The organism is Halopseudomonas sp. SMJS2 (assembly GCF_029866945.1).
In the GTDB taxonomy this organism is placed as follows: Bacteria; Pseudomonadota; Gammaproteobacteria; order Pseudomonadales; family Pseudomonadaceae; genus Halopseudomonas; species Halopseudomonas bauzanensis.
In genome coordinates, this window is the sequence record NZ_CP123445.1 from 810,174 (window position 1) to 834,644 (window position 24,471).

The 24,471-nt window shown below is 60.7% G+C and carries 19 protein-coding genes and 1 pseudogene; 18 read left to right on the top strand and 2 right to left on the bottom strand.

Annotated features, from left to right (window positions below):
* Nucleotides 1-5: 5 nt before the first annotated feature.
* Nucleotides 6-2,705, bottom strand: a complete 2,700-nt coding sequence (locus QAO71_RS04000; RefSeq protein ID WP_280165292.1) for a [protein-PII] uridylyltransferase — start codon at nucleotides 2,703-2,705, stop codon at nucleotides 6-8.
* Between the two features lie 25 nt (nucleotides 2,706-2,730).
* Nucleotides 2,731-3,519 carry a type I methionyl aminopeptidase gene (gene map, locus QAO71_RS04005; RefSeq protein ID WP_074780869.1) on the bottom strand — a complete coding sequence of 263 codons (789 nt, stop codon included), beginning with the start codon at nucleotides 3,517-3,519 and terminating at the stop codon, nucleotides 2,731-2,733.
* A 288-nt stretch (nucleotides 3,520-3,807) separates the two neighbouring features.
* Between map and rpsB the strand changes: the two genes are divergently transcribed.
* The 18 genes and pseudogenes from rpsB (at nucleotide 3,808) to tilS (ending at nucleotide 24,461) form a co-directional block, all read left to right on the top strand.
* Complete coding sequence (rpsB, locus tag QAO71_RS04010; protein ID WP_036990884.1) at nucleotides 3,808-4,548, top strand: 30S ribosomal protein S2; 741 nt, start codon at nucleotides 3,808-3,810, stop codon at nucleotides 4,546-4,548.
* 146 nt (nucleotides 4,549-4,694) lie between these two features.
* Nucleotides 4,695-5,564 carry a translation elongation factor Ts gene (tsf, locus tag QAO71_RS04015; RefSeq protein ID WP_036990882.1) on the top strand — a complete coding sequence of 290 codons (870 nt, stop codon included), beginning with the start codon at nucleotides 4,695-4,697 and terminating at the stop codon, nucleotides 5,562-5,564.
* Between the two features lie 181 nt (nucleotides 5,565-5,745).
* Nucleotides 5,746-6,480: a UMP kinase gene (gene pyrH, locus QAO71_RS04020; RefSeq protein ID WP_036990880.1), complete on the top strand. Its 735-nt coding sequence runs from the start codon at nucleotides 5,746-5,748 to the stop codon at nucleotides 6,478-6,480.
* A gap of 3 nt (nucleotides 6,481-6,483) precedes the next feature.
* A complete protein-coding gene (frr, locus tag QAO71_RS04025) occupies nucleotides 6,484-7,041 on the top strand; it encodes a ribosome recycling factor (protein ID WP_036990877.1) in 558 nt (185 codons plus the stop codon).
* A 98-nt stretch (nucleotides 7,042-7,139) separates the two neighbouring features.
* Complete coding sequence (uppS, locus tag QAO71_RS04030; protein WP_074780863.1) at nucleotides 7,140-7,886, top strand: polyprenyl diphosphate synthase; 747 nt, start codon at nucleotides 7,140-7,142, stop codon at nucleotides 7,884-7,886.
* The gene (locus tag QAO71_RS04035; protein ID WP_136869152.1) at nucleotides 7,886-8,701 is read left to right on the top strand and encodes a phosphatidate cytidylyltransferase; all 816 of its coding nucleotides are present in this window, start codon (nucleotides 7,886-7,888) and stop codon (nucleotides 8,699-8,701) included. Before uppS ends, QAO71_RS04035 begins: the two co-directional genes overlap by 1 nt.
* Complete coding sequence (gene ispC, locus QAO71_RS04040) at nucleotides 8,698-9,882, top strand: 1-deoxy-D-xylulose-5-phosphate reductoisomerase (protein WP_280165293.1); 1,185 nt, start codon at nucleotides 8,698-8,700, stop codon at nucleotides 9,880-9,882. Before QAO71_RS04035 ends, ispC begins: the two co-directional genes overlap by 4 nt.
* Before the next feature lie 37 nt (nucleotides 9,883-9,919).
* Nucleotides 9,920-11,281, top strand: a complete 1,362-nt coding sequence (rseP, locus tag QAO71_RS04045) for a sigma E protease regulator RseP (protein WP_036990867.1) — start codon at nucleotides 9,920-9,922, stop codon at nucleotides 11,279-11,281.
* Between the two features lie 106 nt (nucleotides 11,282-11,387).
* Nucleotides 11,388-13,706: an outer membrane protein assembly factor BamA gene (bamA, locus tag QAO71_RS04050; RefSeq protein ID WP_036990864.1), complete on the top strand. Its 2,319-nt coding sequence runs from the start codon at nucleotides 11,388-11,390 to the stop codon at nucleotides 13,704-13,706.
* A 37-nt stretch (nucleotides 13,707-13,743) separates the two neighbouring features.
* Nucleotides 13,744-14,250, top strand: a complete 507-nt coding sequence (locus QAO71_RS04055; protein WP_036990861.1) for an OmpH family outer membrane protein — start codon at nucleotides 13,744-13,746, stop codon at nucleotides 14,248-14,250.
* A 5-nt stretch (nucleotides 14,251-14,255) separates the two neighbouring features.
* Entirely contained in the window at nucleotides 14,256-15,317 is a 1,062-nt protein-coding gene (lpxD, locus tag QAO71_RS04060) for a UDP-3-O-(3-hydroxymyristoyl)glucosamine N-acyltransferase (RefSeq protein ID WP_036990859.1), read from the top strand.
* A gap of 46 nt (nucleotides 15,318-15,363) precedes the next feature.
* Nucleotides 15,364-15,804 (top strand): 3-hydroxyacyl-ACP dehydratase FabZ, encoded by a 441-nt coding sequence (gene fabZ, locus QAO71_RS04065; RefSeq protein ID WP_036991225.1) that lies wholly within the window; start codon nucleotides 15,364-15,366, stop codon nucleotides 15,802-15,804.
* Nucleotides 15,801-16,577 (top strand): acyl-ACP--UDP-N-acetylglucosamine O-acyltransferase, encoded by a 777-nt coding sequence (lpxA, locus tag QAO71_RS04070; protein ID WP_036990858.1) that lies wholly within the window; start codon nucleotides 15,801-15,803, stop codon nucleotides 16,575-16,577. The genes fabZ and lpxA overlap by 4 nt, the downstream gene beginning before the upstream one ends.
* Nucleotides 16,578-16,580: 3 nt before the next feature.
* The gene (lpxB, locus tag QAO71_RS04075; RefSeq protein ID WP_280165294.1) at nucleotides 16,581-17,762 is read left to right on the top strand and encodes a lipid-A-disaccharide synthase; all 1,182 of its coding nucleotides are present in this window, start codon (nucleotides 16,581-16,583) and stop codon (nucleotides 17,760-17,762) included.
* Nucleotides 17,759-18,427: a ribonuclease HII gene (gene rnhB, locus QAO71_RS04080; RefSeq protein ID WP_280165295.1), complete on the top strand. Its 669-nt coding sequence runs from the start codon at nucleotides 17,759-17,761 to the stop codon at nucleotides 18,425-18,427. Before lpxB ends, rnhB begins: the two co-directional genes overlap by 4 nt.
* A gap of 111 nt (nucleotides 18,428-18,538) precedes the next feature.
* A pseudogene (gene dnaE / locus QAO71_RS04085) lies at nucleotides 18,539-22,062 on the top strand (DNA polymerase III subunit alpha).
* Between the two features lie 115 nt (nucleotides 22,063-22,177).
* Nucleotides 22,178-23,134 carry an acetyl-CoA carboxylase carboxyl transferase subunit alpha gene (accA, locus tag QAO71_RS04090; protein WP_036990853.1) on the top strand — a complete coding sequence of 319 codons (957 nt, stop codon included), beginning with the start codon at nucleotides 22,178-22,180 and terminating at the stop codon, nucleotides 23,132-23,134.
* 1 nt (nucleotide 23,135) lies between these two features.
* Nucleotides 23,136-24,461 carry a tRNA lysidine(34) synthetase TilS gene (tilS, locus tag QAO71_RS04095; protein WP_280165296.1) on the top strand — a complete coding sequence of 442 codons (1,326 nt, stop codon included), beginning with the start codon at nucleotides 23,136-23,138 and terminating at the stop codon, nucleotides 24,459-24,461.
* Nucleotides 24,462-24,471 lie beyond the last annotated feature (10 nt).

Genomic DNA, 24,471 nt, shown 5'->3' on the forward strand with positions numbered 1-24,471 from the left:
GATCCTCAAAACACGATTGAATGGGGTATGCCGTTATCCGACTGCTGGGTGTGGGGGCCGAGTGTACGGATGATGGTGCTCTGCAATCGCTCGCACAATTGCGGATCGGACAGTGGTTGATTGTCCGCATCGGTGATCACGAATACGTCGTCCACACGCTCACCCAGCGTGACGATGCGCGCATTTTGCACGCTGATGTCGAAATCGAGAAATATTTTTCCCATTCTGGCCAATAGGCCTGGCCTATCGGGCGCGCTCAATTCCAGCGTGGTGTGCTGTCCACTATGGTCAGTGAAGATGGTGACCTCGGGCTCGAAGGCGAAGTGCTTGAGCTGTCGCGGCACCCGGCGCTGGATGATGGCGGGGTAGGCGTCGGGGTCGGAAAGTGCCTCAAGCAGCCCGGCCTTGATCTCGCGGATGCGTTCGGGATGATCGCCGATCGGGCCGCCATCGGCGTCCAGCACAATATAGGTATCCAGGCTGAAGCGGTTGGTGGTGGTGATCACCCGGGCGTCCTGAATGCTCAGGTTGAGCTGATCCATGGCTGCGGCAGTCACGGCGAATAGATCGTGCTGCTCGGGCGTGTAGAGGAATATCTGGGTGGCGCCCTCGAATTCACGCTGGGCTGTTTCCTTGATCAGCACCAGCGGGCCGCGGTGCTCGGGATGTTGCACGATGGCTTCGGTATGCCAGGCGATATCGCTGGCGGTGTGGCGCAGGAAGTAATCGTCACCCAGTTGTGCCCAGAGCGCTTCGGCGTCCTCCTCGTCGATGCCCGTGCGTACCAGGATATCCATGGCGGCATGTTGAGTGTCGGCGATCAATTGCGCGCGATTGGGCGGATTGTCCAGCCCGCGGCGCAGGGCGCGCTTGGTCTCGGTATACAACTGGCGCAGCAGCGAGGCCCGCCAGGAGTTCCACATATTGGGGTTGGTGGCGTTGATATCGGCGATGGTCAGCACATACAGGTAGTCCAGGCGCACCTGGTTGCCCAGCTGGACGGCGAAGTCGTGGATCACCTGGGGGTCGGAGATATCCTTGCGCTGGGCGGTAGTGGACATCAGCAGATGATGCTCCACCAGCCAACTGACCAGGTGGGTATCCCAGGCGGGCAATTGATGACGCTGGCAGAACAGCGTAGCGTCGATCGCACCCAGCTCGGAATGATCGCCGCCACGGCCCTTGGCGATGTCGTGGTACAGTCCGGCCATGTACAGCAGGTCCGGCTTGGGCAGGCGGCAGAAGATCTTCCAGGCCAGCGGATACTTTTCCTGATAATCGGGGCGGCCCAGCTTGCGCAGGTGCTTGATCAGGTTGAGCGTGTGGGCGTCCACGGTATAGATGTGGAACAGGTCGTGCTGCATCTGCCCGACGATACGGCCGAATTCCGGCAGATAACGCCCGAGAATGCCGTAGCGATTCATGCGCCGCAGGTTGCGGTGCACGCCTTCGCGGCAGCGCAGCAGTTCGACGAACAGGCTGGTGTTGCGGATGTCGCTGCGAAAGTTGTCATCGATCAGGTGGCGATGGTCACGCAGCAAGCGGATGCTGTCGGCGCGCACGCCACGGATCTCCGGATGTTGGGCCATCAGCACGAAGATTTCCAGCAGCGCGAAGGGCGTGCGCTTGAATACTTGCGGATGCGTCACTTCGATGTAGTGATTGCGTACCTGGAAGCGGGAATTGAGCGGCTGGATCTCTGCCGACTCGGCATCGCGCAGCAGGATCTCCTCGAAATGCTGCATCAGCAGGTCGTTGAGTTCCGACAGCGACATGACGATGCGGTAGTACTTCTGCATGAAGCGCTCGACCGCAAGCTTGGCGTCGTTATCCTCAAAGCCGAACAGACGGGCGATGGCGCGCTGGTGATCAAACAGCAACCGGTCCTCGGCGCGCCCGGCCAGGGCATGCAGGGCAAAGCGTACCTGCCAGAGAAAGGTGCGACCGCCAGCGAGGATGTTGTACTCGGGTTCGTTCAGGAAGCCCTGCTCGACCAGTTCGCGCAGGTCGCTGGTGCCGAAGTGGCGCAGGGCGACCCAGCCGATGGTCTGGATATCACGCAGCCCGCCGGGTGAACTCTTGACGTTGGGTTCGAGGTTGTACTCGGTGTCATTGAACTTGGCGTGACGGGCATGTTGCTCGGCGCGCTTGGCACGGAAGAATTCGGCGCTGGTCCACATGTGCTGCGGCCCGACAGCGTCGAGCATGGCCTGGCGCAAGGCTTCGTCACCAACCAGTGTCCGTGATTCCATCAGGTTGGTGATCACGGTGACATCGGCGCGCGCCTCGTCCTGGCATTCGCTGATCGTCCGCACGCTCTGGCCAACTTCCAGGCCGATGTCCCAGAGCAGCGTGAGAAAGTGGCTGATAGCCTCGTTGTAGCGATCGCCGGTGCCATCGCGTAGCAGGATCAGCAGGTCGATGTCCGAATGGGGGTGTAATTCCCCGCGCCCGTAGCCGCCGCCAGCCAGCAAGGCGATATCGGCTTCGTCGGGGCAGCCGAGGGTAGTCCACGCCTGGCGCAGGATCTGATCGACCAGCCAGGCCCGATCGTGAATCAGCTTGTGAATGTCCCGGCCGCCCTCAAAACGTGCCTGCAACACCTCGCGGGCATGGCGCAGGGCTTTCTTGAAAGCCGGAATCGGGCTGCGCTTGAGGGCCAGGTCCGCCTGGAATTGGCCAGGGTCAAACAGTTCGTGATCCACAATGATTCCTCGGCAGAGTTGGCCTTTAGCGGAAGTCTTCTTCCTTGCGCAGAGTCAGCACCTCATAGCCATCGGCAGTGACCAGGATAGTGTGCTCCCACTGGGCAGAGAGTTTGCGATCCTTGGTGATGGCGGTCCAGCCATCGCCCAGCAGCCGAGTTTCGGCACGCCCCTGATTGAGCATGGGCTCGATGGTGAAGATCATGCCTTCCTTCAGCTCCAGTCCGGTGCCGGCCTTGCCGTAGTGCAGCACCTGGGGCTCTTCGTGGAAGACCTTGCCGATGCCGTGGCCGCAATAGTCGCGCACCACGCTGTAACGGTTGGCGTGGGCATGGTCCTGGATGATCTGGCCGATATCACCGAGGTGGGCGCCGGGGCGAACCACGGAGATACCCTTGTACAGGCACTCCTGGGTAACGCGGGACAGTCGGGTGACCCAGTCGGGTACCTCGCCAACATGGAACATCTTGCTGGTGTCACCGTGGTAGCCATCCTTGATCACAGTGATATCGATATTCATCGCGTCGCCATTCTTCAGCGGCTTGTCGTTGGGAATACCATGGCAGACCACGTGATTGAGCGAGGTGCAGATGGACTTGGGGAAGGGGATGCGACCGTGCCCGCCGCCGTAGTTCAGCGGCGCGGGAATGGCTTTCTGTTCATTGATGATGAAGTCGTGACAACGCTGGTTCAGCTCATCGGTGGTCACGCCCGGCTTGACGTATTCCCCGATCATTTCCAGCACTTCGGCGGCCAGTCGGCCGGCGACGCGCATGCCGGCGATGTCTTCGGGGGTCTTGATGGATACGCTCATGATTGGGGGAATTCTCTCGTCTTGCCACGCCGACTGGCGTGCGGAATGGATTGATTGGGCGTGAGTTTATCAGATAGAAAGGCTGCCCGGGGCAGGCGCCGTTCGGCACGCCAGCCTTTATTCGGCATCCCACTCTATGGTATAAAGCGCCGCGCCTGAGAGAACCGCAGATTTTTACCTCAGGTATTTACTGAAACCGCACACGTATCGACACGTTGTCCTGGGTGCCCTTCGGGGTTGGATAGCGGGATGCGTGGAGGCCCAACCCGATCTATATATGGAGTTATCATGACCCAAGTTTCCATGCGTGACATGCTGAAGGCCGGTGCGCACTTTGGCCACCAGACCCGTTACTGGAACCCGAAAATGGGCAAGTTCATTTTCGGCGCTCGCAACAAGATTCACATCATCAACCTGGAAAAGACCATGCCGATGTTCCATGAAGCCCTGAGCTTCGTGGAGAAACTGGCCAGTGGCAAGAACAAGCTGCTGTTCGTCGGTACCAAGCGCGCTGCCAGCAAGATCATTGCTGAAGAAGCCACCCGCGCTGGCATGCCCTACGTTGATCATCGCTGGCTCGGCGGCATGCTGACCAACTACAAGACCATCCGTCAGTCCATCAAGCGTCTGCGTGACCTGGAAGTTCAGTCCCAGGACGGCACTTTCACCAAGCTGACCAAGAAAGAAGCCCTGATGCGCACCCGCGACCTGGAAAAGCTGGATCGCGGCCTGGGTGGTATCAAGGACATGGGCGGCCTGCCTGACGCCATCTTCGTCATCGACGTCGAGCACGAGCGCATTGCTATCACCGAAGCCAACAAGCTGGGCATCCCGGTCATCGGCATCGTCGATACCAACAGCAGCCCCGAAGGCATCGACTACGTGATCCCCGGTAACGATGACGCCATCCGCGCCATCAAGCTGTACGCCGGCGCCATGGCTGATGCTGTACTGCGCGGCAAAAACAGCGGCGGTGTCGACGAGTTCGTCGAAGAAGCTGCTGCGGCTCCCGAGGCCTCCGAAGGCTGAGCAGGAACCGGCGTGGTCTCAATGCCGTAACCAAGAAGGGGGCCTTGCCCCCTTTTTGCACTATGTTGAAATATCTTGAAAGCAACATGATGAGGCTACCCTGTGGTCCGGGTGGCTCCCAATCAAGCAAGCCAGAGGAATAATTCATGTCACAGATTACTGCAGCCATGGTCAAGGAACTGCGTGAGCGTACCGGCCAGGGCATGATGGATTGCAAAAAGGCGCTTGCCGCAGCGGATGGCGACATCGAGAAAGCCATCGACGACATGCGTGCTGCCGGTGCGATCAAGGCCGCCAAGAAAGCTGGCAACATTGCCGCTGAAGGCTCCATTGCTGTCAAGGTGGCGGACGACAACAAGTCAGCCATTATCATCGAAGTCAACTCCCAGACCGACTTCCTGGCGCTGCAAGACGACTTCAAGGGCTTCGTCAACGATAGCCTGGAGAAGGGTTTCGCTGCCGGTTACACCGACGCTGCTCCGCTGATCGCCGATCAGGAAACCGCCCGTGAGGCGCTGGTTGCCAAGTGTGGTGAGAACGTCAACATCCGTCGTCTGACCCGTGTTGAAGGCGACGTGGTGGGTGCCTACCTGCACGGTCATCGTATCGGTGTACTGGTTGTCCTGAAAGGCGGCGACGCCGAGCTGGCCCGTGACATCGCCATGCACGTGGCTGCCAGTAACCCGCAGCTGCTTGATCCTTCCCAGGTATCTCCTGAAGTGATCGAGAAGGAAAAGGAAATCTTCCTGAGCCTGAATGCTGACAAGATCGCCGGCAAGCCGGAGAATATTGTTGAGAATATGGTCAAAGGCCGGATCAACAAATTCCTCGCCGAAGCCAGTCTGGTCGAGCAGGCCTTCGTCAAGGATCCGGAAATCAAGGTCGGCGAGCTGGCCAAGAAAGCTGGTGCTGAAATCGTTTCCTTCACCCGCTTTGAAGTGGGCGAGGGCATCGAGCGTGCCGAGGTTGACTTCGCTGCCGAAGTAGCTGCCCAGATTGCTGCCTCCAAGCAGTAATTGCGCGGCGTGACCAGCGCTCTGCAGACTCCCTGCGCGGAGTCTGCAACCAGAGTAGTATCGGAAGGCTTCCCGCGCAGGCGTGAAGCCTTCTTTTTAAGAAATACTGAACAAGTCGCCATCCTGATGGTCTGGGTGTGACTTGTTGAGTGTTTCACCAGCCACAGCAGGAGAGTGATGAATGGCCCAGGTACCTAGCAGCCGTCAGCCCAAGTACAAGCGAATCCTTCTCAAACTCAGCGGAGAGGCCCTGATGGGTACCGAAGACTTCGGTATCGATCCCAAGGTGCTGGACCGCATGGCGCTGGAAATCGGCCAACTGATTGGCATTGGTGTACAGGTGGGACTGGTGATCGGTGGCGGCAATCTGTTCCGCGGCGCCGCTCTCAGTGCCGCTGGCATGGACCGGGTTACCGGTGACCACATGGGCATGCTGGCCACCGTAATGAACGGTCTGGCCATGCGCGACTCCCTCGAGCGCTCCAATATCCAGACCCGGGTGATGTCAGCCATCACCATGGAAGGCGTCACCGAGCATTATGATCGACGCAAGGCCATGCGCTATCTGGCTGGTGGCGACGTGGTAATATTTTCCGCTGGTACCGGTAACCCCTTCTTCACCACCGACACTGCCGCCTGCCTGCGCGGTATCGAGGTGGATGCGGATGTGGTATTGAAGGCAACCAAGGTGGACGGCGTCTATAACCGCGATCCGATGAAGGATCCGAATGCCGAACGTTTCGACAAGCTCAGCTATGACCAGGTGCTGGACCTCAAGCTGGGTGTAATGGATCTGACAGCCATCTGTCTGATCCGCGATCACCAGATGCCCTTGCGGGTATTCAACATGAACAAGCCTGGCGCGCTGCTCAATGCAGTGGTAGGAAGCGCCGAGGGAACATTGATCGAGGGCTGAGTAATGATCAACGAAATCAAGCAAGAAGCGCAGGAACGTATGAAGAAGTCGGCCGAGTCGCTGGACGTCGCCTTCGCCAAGATCCGCACTGGTCGGGCACACCCGAGCATTCTCGACAGCGTTATGGTGTCCTACTACGGGTCCGACACGCCGCTGCGTCAGGTGGCCAACGTCACCGTCGAAGACTCGCGTACGCTGGCCCTGAGCGTATTCGACAAGAGCATGATTCAGGCCGTGGAAAAGGCCATCATGACTTCCGACCTGGGTCTGAACCCGGCGACTGCCGGCACCACCATCCGTGTGCCGATGCCCGCACTGACCGAGGAAACCCGCAAGGGTTATACCAAGCAGGCGCGCAGCGAAGCGGAGAACGCGCGGGTGGCGGTACGCAATATCCGTCGTGATGCGCTGGGTCAGCTGAAGGACCTGCAGAAGGAAAAGGAAATCAGCGAAGACGACGAGCGTCGTGCCGCAGATGAGGTGCAGAAACTCACCGACAAGTACATTGCCGAGATCGACAAGGCGCTGGAAGCCAAAGAAACGGACCTGATGGCCATCTGAGGCAGATCCCGCCCTGGCGGGTGCTGCCCAAGGGCGCGCCTGATCGGGGCAGGGGCACCAGGAGATGAATTTGTTCAGCACACCAGCAGACCCTGATCATGACTGATAATAAAGCTGCAACCGGGTCCGTCCCTCGCCATGTCGCCATCATCATGGATGGCAACAACCGCTGGGCACGCAAACGTTTCCTGCCCGGTGTGGCAGGGCACAAAGCGGGCGTGGATGCCGTCCGTGCGGTCATCGAGGTGTGCGCCCGGGAAGGGGTGGAAGTACTCACGCTGTTCGCCTTCTCCAGTGAGAACTGGGCCCGGCCGCAGGCTGAGGTCGGCGCCTTGATGGAGCTGTTCCTGCTGGCACTGCACCGGGAAGTGCGCAAGCTGCGGGATAACGACATCCGTCTGAGCATCATTGGTGAGCGCAGCCGCTTTACGCCAAAGTTGCAGCAGGCGATGGCGGATGCCGAGGCCTACACTGCTGAATGTCGGGGTCTGCGACTGCTGGTGGCAGCCAATTACGGCGGGCAATGGGATATCACCCAGGCGGCCCGTTCGCTGGCGCGCGATGCCGCAGCGGGCATTCTGGACGCTGATACCATCGAAGCGGATGATCTTGCAGCCCGGCTCAGTACTGCCGGTCTGCCGCTGCCCGATCTGTGTATTCGCACCGGCGGCGAGCGGCGTATCAGCAACTTCGTGCTGTGGCAGATGGCCTATGCCGAACTCTATTTTTCCGATCTCTTCTGGCCTGATTTCAAACACGATGCCATGCGCGAGGCACTGGCGGATTTTGCTCGCCGGCAGCGGCGCTTTGGCAAGACCAGCGAACAAGTGGCAGCGGAGTCCTGATGCTCAAGCAACGCATTCTCACCGGCGTGATTCTAGCGCCCCTGGTCATCGCCGGCTTTGTGCTGCTCGACCATCTCTGGTTTGCCGTGATGATCGGCTTCATTGTTACTCTGGGAGCCTGGGAGTGGGCCCGGCTTGCCGGTGAGGCCTCGCAGAAAGGGCGGGTAATCTATGCTCTGGCGGTGGCGCTGATGCTGGTCGGCCTGTATCGCGATGCCTGGGCGCCGCATTTTCTGCTGGCGCCGGCACTGGGCTGGTGGCTGCTGGCGACCAGTATGATCATACGCTACCCCAACGGTCGCGGACTCTGGACCGGCTCACTGATTGCGCAGCTGTTCGGTTTGCTGATATTGCTGCCGGCGTGGTACGGACTGGTCTGGCTGCGTGCGCTGGACGGCGGGCTATGGCTGATACTGGCTGTGGTGGTGATGGTCTGGGCGGCGGATATCGGCGCTTATTTTGCCGGCAAGACCTTCGGCCGCAACAAACTGCTGCCGCGGGTCAGCCCCGGCAAGACCATCGAGGGTCTACTTGGTGGTGTGCTGTTGACCCAGTTGCTTGCCGTGGCGGCGATGCTCTATCTCGGCTGGTCCATGCAATCTATTCTGATCGGTATGGTCGGTACCCTGGTAGTCGTCCTGTTTTCGGTCGTGGGTGATCTGACCGAAAGTCTGTTCAAGCGCGAGCAGGGTCTGAAAGACAGCAGCAACCTGTTGCCCGGGCATGGAGGTGTGATGGACCGCATCGACAGCCTGACGGCGGCGGTACCGGTTTTCTCCCTGGGCTGGTATCTGTTCGGGAGTCTGCTGGGTTGAGTCACGAATGGATTACAGTGTTGGGTGCAACCGGCTCGATCGGCGTCAGCACTCTGGATGTGCTGGCCCGGCACGTTGACCGCTACAGTGTTTTCGCTCTGACCGGGCACAGCCGCATGGCTGTGCTGGAGGCGCAGTGTCAACAGCACCGGCCGGTGTTCGCTGTGGTGGCGGACGCGGCCCAGGCCGCTGAACTGCAGCCGCGTCTGGCGGCGGCCGGTGTGCTGACCCGGGTGCTGCATGGGTCCGAGGCGCTGGCCGACGTGGCAGCCGATCAGCGTGTCCAGGTGGTCATGGCGGCCATTGTGGGCGCGGCCGGACTGGCCCCGACGCTGGCGGCGGTACGTGCCGGCAAGCGCGTATTGCTGGCCAACAAGGAAGCACTGGTCATGTCTGGCGCCCTGTTCATGCAGGCGGTGAGCCAGTCCGGCGCGCAGCTGCTGCCGATCGACAGCGAGCACAACGCCATCTTTCAGTGCATGCCGCAGAACTACGGCGCCGGCCTCGGCAAGGTAGGCGTGCGGCGTATTCTGCTCACCGCTTCTGGCGGACCCTTCCGCGATTATGCGCTGGAAGACCTGGCCGGGGTAACACCAGCACAGGCCTGCGCGCACCCCAACTGGTCGATGGGACAGAAAATCTCTGTGGACTCGGCCAGCATGATGAACAAGGGCCTGGAGCTGATCGAGGCCTGCTGGCTGTTCGATGCGCGACCCGAGCAGGTCGAGGTGGTGGTGCACCCACAGAGCGTGGTGCATTCGCTGGTCGATTACGTCGATGGGTCGGTGCTGGCGCAGCTGGGCAATCCCGATATGCGTACCCCCATCGCCCACGCACTGGCGTGGCCGGAGCGGATCGATTCCGGGGTCAGTGCGCTCGACCTGTTGCGGACCGCGCGGTTGGACTTCCAGGCCCCTGATCCGCTGCGTTTCCCCTGTCTGTCCTTGGCTCGGCAGGCTTTTGACGCTGGCGGCACCGCCTGCGCCATCCTCAACGCCGCCAACGAGGTGGCCGTGCAGGCCTTTCTCGGTGGACGCATTGGTTTCACCGACATCCCTGTTATTATCGAGCACACATTGAACTGCCTTCCGCCCGAGCGGGTCGAAGAGCTGCCACAGGTCATGCTGGCTGATCAGCAGGCCCGTGAACAGGCGGAAACATGGCTGGTCAAGCGGGTCTGAGTATGAGACTCAGACCGGTCCCCGAATGAGGCGCTGAATGGATCTTTTGTTTACTCTGCTGGCCACCATCGTGGCATTGGGGCTGCTGGTCACCATTCACGAATACGGCCATTTCTGGGTCGCGCGTCGGTGCGGCGTCAAAGTGCTGCGCTTTTCCATCGGCTTCGGGCCAGCTTTGTATAGCTGGCATGATCGCCAAGGCACCGAGTATGTGATTGCCGGCATCCCGTTGGGCGGCTACGTCAAGATGCTCGATGAACGCGAGAGTCCGGTGCCGGAGCAGGAACTGGATCAAGCGTTCAACCGCAAGAGCGTCAAGCAGCGCATTGCCATCGTCGCTGCCGGCCCGTTGGCCAACTTCCTGCTGGCTATCCTGGCATTCTGGATCATTGCGGTGCTGGGTATCACCACGGTCGCACCGGTAACCGGCCCGGTCGAGCCCGGCAGTATCGCCGAGCGCGCCGGTATGCGCGAAGGGCTGGAGATCCTCGAGATTGACGGTACCGCGACGCCCACCTGGCATGAAGTCAATCTGCAGCTGATCCGCCGCCTTGGCGAAACGGGACAGCTGCAGCTGCTGGCGCGGGAAGGTGAGGGCGGCGCGCCGCAGAGTTATACCCTGCAGTTGCAGAGCTGGCTGCGCGGGGCCGAACAGCCGGACCCGGTAGCGGCGCTGGGTCTGACCAGCTGGAAGCCGGCGGTGCCACCGCTGATCGGGCAGATCAGTCCGGATGGCGCGGCCGCGGCGGCTGGACTGCAAGCGGGCGATCTGATCGTGGCGATCGATGGCGAGCCGGTCAGCGACTGGCTGGTGGACGTGGTGCCGGCTATTCAGGCCAGCGCCGGTCAGACACTGGAATTGACCGTGGAGCGTGAGGGAGGCATCCGCACGTTGGCCCTGACTCCCGCAGCCCGTGAGCAGGATGGCCGGCTGATCGGTTTCATCGGTGCCGGTATCGAAGCCTTCGAATGGCCCGAGCACATGATGCGCAGCATCAGCCACAATCCGCTGACGGCGATCCCGGTGGCAGTGATGAAAACCTGGGACATGACCGCGCTGACCCTCGATTCGCTGAAAAAGATGGTCACCGGGCTGGTCTCGGCAAAAAACTTGAGCGGCCCGATAACCATTGCTAAAGTGGCGGGCGCCTCGGCCAAGTCTGGAGTCGAAAGCTTTCTCGGTTTCATTGCCTATCTGAGCATCAGTCTGGGGGTGTTGAATCTGCTGCCCATTCCGGTGCTCGACGGTGGTCATCTGGTGTATTACGTGGCCGAGTGGATCAGAGGCAAGCCCCTTTCCGAGCGTATCCAGGGGTGGGGATTGCAGATAGGATTGACCATGATTGTCGGCGTGATGTTATTCGCCATCTACAACGATATAAGCCGGTTGGGCAGCTGAGCGGCATAGAGATACGGAAGCGGGAATGTCCTGGTGACACCCGCTCCAATACCCGAGCTGTCGCATGCGGCAGATAAGAATTAACCAGTCAGCCAGAACGGATTTCATGAAACGTTACCTATTGCCTGCGCTATTGCTGATACTCCTGGCGCCGGGAGTTTATGCCGATGCCTTCCAGATCTCCGACATACGCGTCAATGGATTGCAACGTGTTTCCGCTGGCAGTGTGTTCAGTGCCTTGCCTCTCAACATCGGCGACGATGTGGATGATCAGTCGCTGGTCGATGCTACCCGTTCCCTGTTTCGTACCGGCTTCTTCCAGGACATCCAGCTGGGTCGAGAAGGCGATGTGCTGGTCATCAATGTAGTTGAGCGGCCATCCATTGCTTCCATCGAACTGGAAGGTAACAAGGCGATCAAGTCCGAGGACTTGCTCGACGGCCTGCGCATGGCCGGGCTGGCTGAGGGGGAGATCTTCCAGCAGGCGACGCTGGAAGGCGTACGCAACGAATTGCTGCGCCAGTATGTAGCCCAGGGCCGCTATTCCGCCGATATCGATGCCCAGGTGATTGCCGAGCCGCGCAACCGGGTGGCGCTGAAAATCGTCGTGGATGAAGGCTCGGTCGCCTCCATCAAGCACGTCAATGTGGTCGGCAACTCGGTGTTTTCCGACGAAGAGCTGATTCCGCTGTTCGAACTCAAGACCACCGGCTGGCTGTCCTTCATCCGTAACGATGACAAGTATTCCCGTGAAAAACTGTCCGGCGACCTGGAGCGGCTGCGCTCCTGGTACCTGGACCGCGGCTATATCAATATGGATATCACCTCCACCCAGGTATCCATCACCCCGGACAAGAAGCACGTCTATGTCACCGTCAACGTCAACGAAGGCGAGCTGTATACCGTCAATGACGTGAAGCTGTCGGGCGACCTGGTGGTGTCCGAGGCGGACGTTCGCCGCTTGCTGCTGGTTGAGCCGGGCCAGGTGTTCTCGCGCCAGGTAATGACAGCGACCTCGGACCTGATCGGTCGCCGCCTGGGTAACGAGGGTTACACCTTCGCCAACGTCAACGGTATTCCTCAGGTCAACGAGGAAGATCGCACCGTCGATGTAACCTTCGTTGTCGATCCTGGACAGCGTGCCTATGTCAACCGCATCAACTTCCGTGGCAACACCAAGACCGATGACGAAGTGCTGCGTCGCGAGATGCGCCAGATGGAAGGTGGTTGGGCATCAACCTACCTGATCGACCAATCCAAGGTGCGTCTCGAGCGCCTGGGCTTCTTCAAGGAAGTGAACGTTGAAACCGTGCCGGTTCCCGGCGCTGACGACCTGATCGACGTCAACTACACCGTGGAAGAGCAGCCCTCCGGCTCGGTGACTGCCAGCCTCGGTTTTGCCCAGGGCACCGGCCTGATTCTCGGTGGCTCGATCAGCCAGAACAACTTCTTCGGTACCGGTAACCGCGTCAGCTTCAGCGCCAACCGCTCGGCCTACCAGACCGCGCTGTCGTTCGGTTTCCTCAACCCCTATTTCACCGCCGATGGTGTCAGCCTGGGCTACAACGCCTTCTACCGCACTACCGATTACGATGAGCTGGATGTGGATATCTCCAGCTACTCGGTCGACTCCTATGGTGCCGGCTTCAATATCGGTTATCCGATCAGCGATACTTCGCGTCTGTCCTTCGGTCTGTCATTGCAAGAAGACAAGATCAAGGAAGGGGTCTACACCGTGCAGGAGATCGGTGAGTTCCTCGATGCCGAAGGCGACAACTTCTTCAGCGTCAAGGCCAATATCGGCTGGTCGCAATCCACGCTCAACCGAGGTGTGTTCCCGGATCGCGGTTACTCGCAGAGCCTGGGGCTGGAAACCACCATGCCGGGCAGCGACCTGTATTTCTACAAGGTCGGTTACCGCGGCCAGCGGTTCTTCCCGATCACCCAGGACTGGACCCTGCGTCTGCACACCGACAGCGGTTTCGCCCGGCGTTTCGGTTCGACCAAGCAGGTGCCGTTCTACGAGCACTACTTTGCCGGCGGTATCGGCTCGGTGCGCGGGTTCGAAGACAGTACCCTGGGTCCCAAGAGCACCCCTCACCCGGATGACCCGGATCGCGACGAGTTACCCTTCGGTGGTAACGTCAAGATCACCGGTGGTGCCGAGCTGATTTTCCCCGCGCCCTTCGTCCAGGACCAACGCTCGCTGCGCACAGTGCTGTTCCTTGATGCCGGTAACGTCTTCAACACCTATTGCAGCAGTTGCCCTGATGTGGCCGCTAGCGAAATCCGTTACAGTGTCGGCGTTGGCTTGTCGTGGTTGACTGCCCTGGGTCCGCTGGGCTTCAGCCTTGGTGTGCCGCTGAACGACGAGTCTGACGATGATCGGCAGGTCTTCCAGTTCACCCTGGGTCAGACGTTCTGAAACCGGGTACCCCATTTTTCATCAGGAGTGTCACAGAGTGCGCAAGTTTATTTCCGTAGCAATATTGTCCGTGTTTGCGCTGGCCAGTTTCCCGGCTGCCGCGCAGATGAAAATCGCTGTGCTGGACTATCAGATGGCCTTGCTTGAGTCGGACGCAGCCAAGCGCTATTCCGTGGACGCAGAAAAGAAATTCGGTAGCCAGTTGCAGCGTCTGAAGAACCTCGAATCTGAAGCCAAGCGTCTGCAGGATCGCATGCAGCGTGACGGTGAGAAGCTGGGGCAGAGCGAGGTGGAGAAAATCGAACTGGAGTTTCGCCAGAAGGCCCGTGAGTTCCAGGTCCAGTCCAAGGAGCTGAACGATGCCAAGGCCCAATCCGACCGCGAGATGCTGGAGCAGCTCAAGCCGAAGCTGGACAAGGCAGTGGAAAGTGTCCTGCAGGCCGGTGCCTATGATCTGGTCATTGATCGCAGCGCAGTAGTGGACGTGAAACCGGAATTCGATATTACCCGTCAGGTCATCGAGCGCCTGAATAGCGCGCGCTGATCGGGATGGCGGATTCAATCAGTTTCACCCTGGCGCAGCTGGCTGACGGCCTGGGTGCGCGACTGGTCGGTGATGGCAGCAAGGTAGTCAGTGGTCTGTCTACCTTGCAGGACGCCAGCGCGGACCAGCTGAGCTTCCTCGCCAATCGTCAGTACCGCAAGTTGCTGGCCACCACCCAGGCTGGTGCCCTGCTGTTGACCGAGGCGGATGCCGCTGACTTTGCCGGTAACGCCTTGATTGTCGACGATCCCTACCTGGCCTATGCCCGGTTATCGCATCGCTTCGACCCCAAGCCGCGTCCGCAGCCGGGGATTCACCCGACGGCGGTGATCGCGGAGTCGGCCCAGATCGATGGCACGGCATCCATCGGCGCCGGTGCGGTGATCGAGGCGGACGCGGTTATCGGTGCCCACGTCACTCTGGGCGCGCAATGCTTCGTCGGCGCGCGCAGCCGTGTCGGTGCCGACAGCTGGCTGGCACCGCGCGTCACCCTGTACCACGACGTGCGCATGGGTGAGCGGGTGGTCATTCAGTCCGGTGCAGTGATCGGTGGCGAAGGCTTCGGCTTTGCCAACGACCGCGGCAGTTGGCAGAAGATCGCCCAGATCGGCGGCGTGCTGATTGGTGATGACGTGGAGATCGGTGCCAATACCACCATCGATCGTGGCGCTATCAGCGATACCGTCATCGGCAACGGCGTCAAGCTGGATAACCAGATCCAGATCGCCCATAACGTCCAGATCGGTGAACACACGGCCATGGCGGCCTGCGTCGGTATTTCCGGCAGCACCCGCATCGGTCGCCATTGCACCATCGCCGGCGGTGTGGGCATGGTTGGCCATATCGAGATTTGCGACAACGTATTTGTCAGCGGCATGACCATGGTCACGCGCTCCATTACCGAACCGGGAGCCTATTCCTCCGGTACCGCAATGCAGCCTGCCGCTGAATGGAAGAAAAGTGCCGCACGCTTCCGCCAGCTCGATGGGCTGGCCAAGCGTGTGCAACAACTGGAGAAGCAGTTGCCCGCGGTGACTCAGGCGACGCAGGGCTCATCTGAGTCCTGAGCTGTGCGTATTGCGCATCCAACCCTTCACTGCAAGGCCTCAAGACATAATGGATATCAACGAAATCAAAGAATACCTGCCCCACCGCTATCCTTTCCTGCTGGTGGATCGGGTAGTCGAGCTGGACCTCGAGGGCAAGCGTATTCGCGCCTACAAGAATGTGTCGGTCAACGAACCTTTCTTCAATGGTCACTTTCCGGGTCACCCGATCATGCCGGGCGTGCTGATCATCGAGGCCATGGCCCAGGCAGCCGGTCTGCTGGGGTTCAAGATGATGAACACCAAGGCCGAAGATGGCACCCTGTATTATTTCGTCGGCTCCGACAAGCTGCGTTTCCGCCAGCCCGTAGTCCCCGGCGATCAGCTGCAACTGGAAGCAGCCTACCTGAGTAACAAGCGCGGCATCTGGAAGTTCGCCTGCCGTGCTCTGGTGGATGGCAAGGAAGCCTGTTCCGGTGAAATCATCTGTGCGGAACACAAGGTATGAGTCGAATTCACCCTCAGGCGATCGTTGATCCAGCCGCACGGCTGGCTGATGACGTCGAGGTCGGCCCCTGGACCCTGATCGGGCCGGATGTCGAGATTGGTGCGGGAACGGTCATTGGACCTCACGTGGTGGTCCGTGGGCCGACGACCATCGGCCAGGGCAACCGGATTTTCCAGTTCGCCTCCGTCGGCGAGGATTGCCAGGACAAGAAATACCATGGTGAGCCGACCCGGCTGGTCATCGGCGACAACAATGTCATTCGCGAAGGCTGCACCCTGCATCGGGGCACCGTGCAGGACCGTGGCGTGACCACCATCGGCAGCAACAACCTGCTGATGGCCTATGTGCATATCGCCCATGATTGCATCGTCGGTGACAACATCATCATGGCCAACAACGCGACCATCGCCGGCCATGTGCATGTGGGGGATGGCGTCATTCTCGGCGGCTACACCACTGTTCATCAGTTCTGCCACATCGGCGCCTGGTCCATGAGTGCGGCCAACAGTGCGGTGTTCAAGGACATTCCGGCCTTCGTCATGGTCGGCGGCAATCCGGCCAGTGCCCATGGCATGAATTTCGAGGGCATGCGCCGTCGGGGTTACAGCCAGGAGCTGATCGCCGCGCTGCGCCGGGCCTACAAGGTGGTCTACCGCCAGGGCAAGACGCTGCAGGAAGCGTTGCAGTTGCTTGATGACGAGGCCAGCCAATATCCCGAAGTTGCTTTGTATCGTGATTCGATTCTGGCGTCGACCCGCGGCATCACGCGCTGAGCCATGAATACCTCTGCGGTGCCATCCCTACGTCCCCTGTGTATCGCCCTGGTTGCTGGTGAAGCATCCGGCGATACCCTGGGCGCAGGGTTGATCCGGGCGCTGAAGGAAATACATCCAGACGCCGAATTCATCGGTATCGGCGGGCCGCGCATGCAGGCCGAAGGGCTGATTACCCAGGTGCCGATGGAGCGGCTGGCGGTGATGGGGCTGGTCGAAGTGCTGGGACGTTTGCGCGAGCTGTTGCGCATACGCCGTGACCTGGTGAGTTTTCTTCAGCAACGCCGCCCCGATGTCTTCATTGGTATCGATGCGCCGGATTTTACCCTCGGTGTCGAGCGGCGGCTGCGTGAAGTGGGTATCCCGACCGTGCATTATGTCAGCCCCTCGGTCTGGGCCTGGCGGAAGAAGCGCGTGCTGGGCATCCGCCAATCCACCGACCTGATGCTGACGTTGTTTCCATTCGAAGAACAAGTCTATCGCGAGCATGACGTGGCGGTACGCTGCGTCGGGCATACTCTGGCTGATCGCATTCCACTGCGGCCGGACCGCAGCGGTGCCCGACAGACGCTGGGCCTGAGCGAGAGCGCAACCGTTGTGGCGCTGCTGCCCGGTAGCCGCAACGGTGAGCTGCGCAAGCTTGGCCTGCTGTTCCTGCAGACTGCGCACTGGTGTCTGCAGCGCAACCCCGATCTGCAGTTCGTCCTGCCTTGCGCCAATCCCGAGCGGCGTCAGCAGATGGAGGCGATACTGGCCGAGAGCGACCTGCAACTGCCGCTGACGCTGCTCGACGGTCAGGCCCATGAAGCCCTGGCCGCTTGCGATGCCGTGCTGATTGCCTCGGGTACGGCGACCTTGGAGGCGATGCTGTTCAAACGGCCCATGGTGGTCGCCTACCGCATGGCGCCGCTGACCTTCAGGATCCTCAAGCGTCTGGTCAAGGTTGGCCATGTGGCGCTGCCGAACCTGCTGGCCGGACGCGAAGTCGCTCCCGAGTTTCTACAGGACGATGCTACGCCCGAGGCTATGGGCCAGGCATTGCTGGCGCGTCTGGGACCCACGCCCGAGCGGGAGCAGACCGAGGCAGTCTTCCTGGAGCTGCACCAGATGTTGCGCCGCGACGCCGATCACACTGCAGCGGCGGCGATCCTCGAACTGCTGCAACGCAAGGGCCGGCTAGCATGACCCAGATGCTCATGGACTGGACTCTGCCCGAGGGTGATGAGCTGATCGCCGGCGTTGATGAAGTAGGCCGTGGTCCGCTCTGTGGCGCAGTGGTGACCGCCGCGGTGATCCTTGATCCGCTGCGGCCCATTGAGGGGCTGAACGATTCGAAGAAACTGAACGAGGCGCGCCGCGAAGAGCTGTTTCCATTGATCCAGGAGCGCGCGCTGGCATGGTTTATCGCCCGTGCCGAGGTCGAGGAAATCGATCAGCTGAACATCCTGCACGCTACCATGCTGGCCATGCAGCGCGCGGTGCTGGGTTTGTCCATTCGCCCGGACCGGGTGCTGGTGGACGGCAATCGGTGCCCGGTATTGCCGATGCCGAGCGAGCCGGTGATCCAGGGCGACGGCCGGGTGCCAGCCATCGCTGCTGCGTCGATTCTGGCCAAGGTCGCCCGTGATCGAGAGATGCAAGAGCTGGAGCTGCTCTATCCCGGCTACGGTATCGGCAAGCACAAGGGTTATCCGACGCCCGAACACCTGTCTTCTCTCAAAGTGCTCGGCGCGACGCCGATTCATCGCCGCTCCTTCGCGCCGGTGCGTGAGGCGTTGGCGGCAGGGCCGGTTACGACGGTGATGGAAGAAGTAACGACTGGCGGCTCGGGAGTGGTGGTGATTCCCTGATTTTTTGTAGGAGCGGTCTTGGCCGCGAAGCTTTTCTGCCAGACTGGCCCCCGGCTCCCCCCACCGTTACAATCACCCGGCTAATTCCCCAGCCTCCGAATCAGGACAGACATGAGCGTTTCCTTCATCCATTTGCGTGTCCACAGCGAGTATTCATTGGTCGATGGCCTGGTCAGGATCAAGCCGTTGATCAAGGCGGTGGGCGGGGCAGGGATGCCGGCGGTCGCAGTGACCGATCAGAACAACATGTGCAGCCTGGTCAAGTTCTACAAGACCGCCATGGGTGCTGGTATCAAGCCGATTTCCGGGGTGGACATCTGGCTGACCGGCGAGGAGGATGAGAACCACCTCAGCCGCATGACCCTGCTGGCCATGGATCGTCAGGGCTACCGCAATCTCACCGAGCTGATATCTCGCGGCTACACGCATGGCCAGCGTAATGGTCTGGTCACTATCCGCCGCGAATGGGTAGCCGAGGCCAGCGAAGGCGTGATTGCCCTGTCCGGCGCGAAGGAGGGGGAAATCGGGCAGACCCTGCTATCCAGTGATCCTGCCCATGCCGACAGCCTGCTGCGGTACTGGATGGAAGTCTTCCCCGGCCGTTTCTATATTGAACTGCAGCGCACCAAACGGCCCAATGATGAAGAGCACCTGCACGCCGCGGTCGCCCTGGCCGCGCGGCATGATTGTCCGGTGGTGGCCACCAACGATGTGCGTTTCATCTACCGGGAGGATTACGAAGCCCACGAAACCCGCGTCTGCATTGGCGAAGGCCGGGCGCTGGATGATCCGCGCCGGGTTCGCCAGTACAGCGAAGAGCAGTATCTGAAGTCACCCGAGGAAATGGCCGAGCTGTTCTCGGACATTCCCGAAGCGCTGGCCAACAGCGTGGAAATCGCCAAGCGCTGCAATATCGACGTGCAACTGGGTACCTACTATCTGCCGGACTTCCCGGTGCCCGACGGCCTGACCATGGACGACTATTTCCGCCAGGTCTCGCTGGAAGGGTTGGAAGAGCGCTTCAAGAAAGTATTGCCGCCCGAGTCGGAAAACTACGAAGCACGCCGCCAGGTCTACCTCGATCGCTTGAAGTTCGAGCTGGATATCATCATCGAGATGGGCTTTCCCGGTTACTTCCTGGTGGTCATGGACTTCATCAAGTGGGCCAAGAACAACGGCGTGCCGGTCGGCCGCCGGGTCCGGGTCGAGCAGGTTCGCTGGTCGCCTATGCGTTGTTGATCACTGACCTGGATCCGCTGGAATACGACTTGCTGTTCGAGCGCTTTCTAAACCCGGAACGGGTTTCCATGCCTGACTTCGATATCGACTTCTGCATGGAGGGTCGCGATCGGGTGATCGAGTATGTGGCCGATACCTACGGTCGCGATGCGGTATCGCAGATCATCACCTTCGGGACCATGGCGGCCAAGGCGGTGGTACGTGACGTGGCGCGGGTGCAAGGCAAGTCCTACGGTCTGGCCGACAAGCTATCGAAGATGATCCCCTTTGAAGTCGGCATGACGTTGGCCAAGGCCCATGAGCAGGAAGAAATCCTGCGCGATTTCCTGCAGGTTGATGAGGAAGCCCAGGAAATCTGGGACATGGCGCTGAAGCTGGAGGGCATCACCCGTAACGTCGGTAAGCACGCCGGGGGCGTGGTAATTGCGCCGACCAAACTGACTGACTTTGCGCCGCTGTATTGCGATGAGGCCGGTGAGGGCCTGGTAACCCAGTTTGACAAGGATGATGTCGAGGCTGCCGGTCTGGTGAAGTTCGACTTCCTGGGCCTGCGTACCCTGACCATCATCGATTGGGCAATGGAGACCATCAACCGTGAACAGGCGCGCAAAGGCCTGGAGCCGGTAGATATCGACCGCATCCCGCTGGATGATCCGCCCACCTACGCGATGCTGCAAAAGGCCGAGACCACCGCGGTATTCCAGCTGGAATCGCGCGGGATGAAGGAGCTGATCAAGAAGCTCAAGCCTGACTGCCTGGAAGACATGATCGCCCTGGTGGCCCTGTTCCGCCCCGGCCCGCTGCAATCGGGCATGGTCGATGATTTCATCAACCGTAAACACGGCCGCGAACAGATTTCCTACCCGCACCCGAATTATCAGTATCCCGGTCTGGAACCGGTGCTCAAGCCGACTTATGGCATCATCCTGTATCAGGAACAGGTGATGCAGATTGCCCAGGTGATGGCTGGTTACACCCTTGGCGGCGCGGACATGCTGCGCCGGGCCATGGGTAAGAAGAAGCCCGAGGAAATGGCCAAACAGCGGGCGATCTTCCTTGAAGGCTGCCAGAACAACGGCATTCACGCCGACCTGGCGGGCAATATCTTCGACCTGGTGGAAAAGTTCGCCGGTTACGGTTTCAACAAGTCGCACTCGGCGGCGTACGGTCTTGTCTCTTACCAGACCGCCTGGCTCAAGGCCCACTATCCGGCTCCGTTCATGGCCGCGGTGCTTTCGGCGGATATGCACAACACCGACAAGGTGGTGACGCTGATCGAGGAGTGCCGCAGCATGAAGCTGCGGATGAAGGCGCCGGATGTGAACCTCTCCGAATACAAGTTCACTGTGGATGACAGCGGCAGCGTGGTCTACGGTCTCGGCGCCATCAAGGGCGTGGGGGAGGGGCCGGTGGAAACGATCGTCAACACCCGTCTGGAAGGTGGTCCCTTCGCCGACCTGTTCGACTTCTGCGCCAGGGTCGACCTCAAACGAATCAACAAGCGGGTCATGGAAGCGCTGATCCGCTCCGGCGCGCTGGATTCGCTGGGCCCCTTCTTCGATACCGAACAGCAGGCCTATCTGCAACAGGTCGACCGCAATCGCGCCGCCCTGGCAGCTGCCATGGAAGAGGCGATCGCCGCCGCCGAACAGACCCACCGCAGCGCCGACAGTGGTCACGACGACCTGTTTGGCGACCTGCTCGGGCCGTCCACCGAGCGGGATGTGTATGAAGCCTATCGTCAGGCGCGGGAGTGGACCTTCAAGGAGCGCCTGCGCGGTGAGAAGGATACCCTGGGGTTGTACCTGACCGGCCACCCCATCGATGAATACGAAAAGGAGGTTCGCCGTTTCGCCCGGCAGCGGATCATCGACCTCAAGCCCTCGCGCGAGTCGCAGACCATCGCCGGTCTGGTGTTCGATCTGCGGGTAATGAAAAGCAAGCGTGGTGACAAGGTCGGCTTCGTGACGCTGGATGACCGCTCGGCCCGGGTCGAGGTCTCGCTGTTTGCCGAGGCTTATCAGGCGGCGCAATCGCTGTTGCAGAAAGATGCGCTGCTGGTGGTGGAAGGCGAGGTGGCGGTGGATGATTTCTCCGGTGGCATGCGTGTGCGTGCCAAGCGGGTCATGAGCCTGGAAGAGGCGCGCACCTCGCTGCTGGACAGTGTGCGCATCAATCTCGATACGCGCCGGCACGGTCCGGACTGTCTCAACCGGCTGGCCGGCGTGTTGCAGAAGTATAAGGGCGAATGTGCAGTCACCATCGAAGTGCAGCGCCCTGATGCGCTGGCCATGCTGCGTCTGGGCGAAGCCTGGCGGGTGGAGCCGGCTGATGACCTGGTGCAGACGCTACGTGACCAGTTGGGTAAAGGCAGCGTCTCCCTGCACTATAGATAAACCGAATTCAGACATTCTCACGGGACCGGGCTGCTCGACGCAGCCGAGGCAATCCCGTAAGGTAACGCAAAAAACAGGATGCCCCGACGCGGGGCCACGCGGATAATCGACGCTTATGATCAAGAGCCAGAAATACCTCGAATTTGAACAGCCGATTGCCGACTTGCAGGCCAAGATCGAAGAGCTGCGTCTGGTGGGCAGCGACAATTCGCTGAATATCACCGAAGAAATCACCCGTCTGCAGGACAAGAGCCGTTCGCTCACCGAGAGCATTTTCTCCAACCTGTCGAGCTGGCAGGTGGCTCAGATGTCCCGGCATCCGCAGCGCCCTTATACGTTGGACTACATCCGCCACATCTTTACCGATTTCGAAGAGCTGCATGGCGATCGTCACTTTGCCGATGATGCCGCCATCGTGGGTGGTATTGCCCGCCTGGACGGCCGGCCGGTGATGATTATCGGCCATCAGAAGGGCCGTGACGTGAAGGAAAAGGTCCGTCGCAACTTCGGCATGCCCAAGCCCGAAGGCTATCGCAAGGCCTGCCGCCTGATGCAGATGGCCGAGCGCTTCAATATGCCAATCCTGACATTCATCGACACCCCCGGCGCTTATCCCGGCATTGATGCCGAAGAGCGTGGCCAGAGTGAGGCCATCGCCTGGAACCTGCAGGTCATGTCGCGTCTGAAGACACCGATCATCTCTACCGTTATCGGTGAGGGCGGCTCCGGTGGCGCGCTGGCTATCGGTGTCTGCGACCGGCTGATGATGCTGCAGTATTCCATCTACTCGGTGATCTCGCCCGAAGGCTGCGCCTCGATTCTGTGGAAGAAGGCCGAGAAGGCGTCCGACGCTGCTGAGGCCATGGGGGTTACCGCCAGCCGCCTGCAGGAACTGGGTCTGGTCGATAATCTGATCCCCGAACCGCTGGGTGGCGCTCATCGCGAGCCGGAAACCATGGCGGCGCGGATCAAGCAGCAACTGCTTGCCGAGCTGGCGAAGCTGGACGAGCAGTCTGCCGAAGAACTGCTGGACAGTCGCTACGAGCGCCTGATGGCTTTCGGTATCAAGTAACATGTTCACTCTGCAGGGGCTGCTGCAACAGCTGGCGCCCTGTAGGGACGCCCCGGCCTGCTGGTTGGGGTTGTCCGGTGGGCTGGATTCCATGGTGCTGCTGGACGCCCTGGTGCAGCTGCGCCGCGACCATCCGCTGCCCCCTCTCAAAGCCATTCATGTACATCACGGCCTGCACACCGATGCGGACCGCTGGACTGAGCATTGCGCACGCGAATGTGCTGCCCGGGATATTCCCCTGCATATCGAGCGGGTGCAGCTGCCAGGCGGCGGTAGTATCGAGGAGCTGGCGCGGGATGCCCGCTATGGCGTATTCGAGCGGTTGCTGGAGACCGGAGACTGGCTGCTGTTGGCCCATCACGCCGATGACCAGCTGGAAACCCTGTTGTTTCGCCTGCTGCGCGGCACCGGTTTGCGCGGGCTGGCAGGTATGCCGAGCAGTCGCGTATTGGGCGCAGGTCAGCTGTTGCGGCCGCTGCTGCCCTGGTCGCGTCAACAGCTCGCTGACTGGGCTCACCAGCGACAATTGAACTGGATCGATGATCCGGCCAACGCCGATCCGCGTTACGCCCGCACCACCTTGCGTCACGAGCTGCTGCCACAGTTACGCCAGCGCTGGCCGAGCATGCCGCAGAACCTGCTGCGATTGGCCGAGCATGCTACCGAAGCTAACGAACTGCTGGATGAGCGGGCCGCTGAAGACCTATCGCTGGCGGCGGGTGGAGTGATCGATGACTGGCTGTGTTGCTGGCCCAGTCTGGACATGACGATCCTCGCCACCTTGACTGCGGCACGGCAAAAGAACCTGCTGCGCTATTGGTTGCACAGCCATGCCATCAGGCTGCCGGACCAGCGCCATCTGCACAGCTTGATGAGTCAGCTCGGCGCTGCGGCGGACGGTCAGCCGATCGTGCAGCTGGACGGCGCGCAGCTACACCGTTCGTCGGGACGCCTGTGGTTGTTGCCGGCCGGGGGCGTGCCCGCCGGGGTCGATCAGCCGCTGGCGCAATTGACCGACACCCGGCTGACGGCAGGCAATGGCCGCCTGTATCTGCGGCCCGGTGCTGGCATCGCGATCCGGGAGGGTGTCTGGCGCATCGGCTATCGATGTGGTGGTGAGCAAATCAAGCTGCCCGGTCGGCCGCGTCAGAGTCTCAAGGATCTGTTCCAGCAGGCTGGCATTCCAGTCTGGCTGCGGCCGGCAATCCCCTTGCTATACTGCGACAACCAACTGATTTCGGTGGCTGGCCGCTGGACGGCCGAAGGGGCAGCAGCAGGCTCCAGTGAGGCCGGATTCAGTGTGTGCTGGGAGCCGGTTTTAGATTGAGCAAGGTGGG

Excerpts from the sequence above, each read along its gene's own strand:
- map (WP_074780869.1), bottom strand. The coding sequence starts at position 3,519 with ATGAGCGTATCCATCAAGACCCCCGAAGACATCGCCGGCATGCGCGTC.
- rpsB (WP_036990884.1), top strand. The coding sequence starts at position 3,808 with ATGACCCAAGTTTCCATGCGTGACATGCTGAAGGCCGGTGCGCACTTT.
- tsf (WP_036990882.1), top strand. The coding sequence starts at position 4,695 with ATGTCACAGATTACTGCAGCCATGGTCAAGGAACTGCGTGAGCGTACC.
- pyrH (WP_036990880.1), top strand. The coding sequence starts at position 5,746 with ATGGCCCAGGTACCTAGCAGCCGTCAGCCCAAGTACAAGCGAATCCTT.
- frr (WP_036990877.1), top strand. The coding sequence starts at position 6,484 with ATGATCAACGAAATCAAGCAAGAAGCGCAGGAACGTATGAAGAAGTCG.
- uppS (WP_074780863.1), top strand. The coding sequence starts at position 7,140 with ATGACTGATAATAAAGCTGCAACCGGGTCCGTCCCTCGCCATGTCGCC.
- QAO71_RS04035 (WP_136869152.1), top strand. The coding sequence starts at position 7,886 with ATGCTCAAGCAACGCATTCTCACCGGCGTGATTCTAGCGCCCCTGGTC.
- rseP (WP_036990867.1), top strand. The coding sequence starts at position 9,920 with ATGGATCTTTTGTTTACTCTGCTGGCCACCATCGTGGCATTGGGGCTG.
- bamA (WP_036990864.1), top strand. The coding sequence starts at position 11,388 with ATGAAACGTTACCTATTGCCTGCGCTATTGCTGATACTCCTGGCGCCG.
- lpxD (WP_036990859.1), top strand. The coding sequence starts at position 14,256 with ATGGCGGATTCAATCAGTTTCACCCTGGCGCAGCTGGCTGACGGCCTG.
- lpxA (WP_036990858.1), top strand. The coding sequence starts at position 15,801 with ATGAGTCGAATTCACCCTCAGGCGATCGTTGATCCAGCCGCACGGCTG.
- lpxB (WP_280165294.1), top strand. The coding sequence starts at position 16,581 with ATGAATACCTCTGCGGTGCCATCCCTACGTCCCCTGTGTATCGCCCTG.
- rnhB (WP_280165295.1), top strand. The coding sequence starts at position 17,759 with ATGACCCAGATGCTCATGGACTGGACTCTGCCCGAGGGTGATGAGCTG.
- accA (WP_036990853.1), top strand. The coding sequence starts at position 22,178 with ATGATCAAGAGCCAGAAATACCTCGAATTTGAACAGCCGATTGCCGAC.
- tilS (WP_280165296.1), top strand. The coding sequence starts at position 23,136 with ATGTTCACTCTGCAGGGGCTGCTGCAACAGCTGGCGCCCTGTAGGGAC.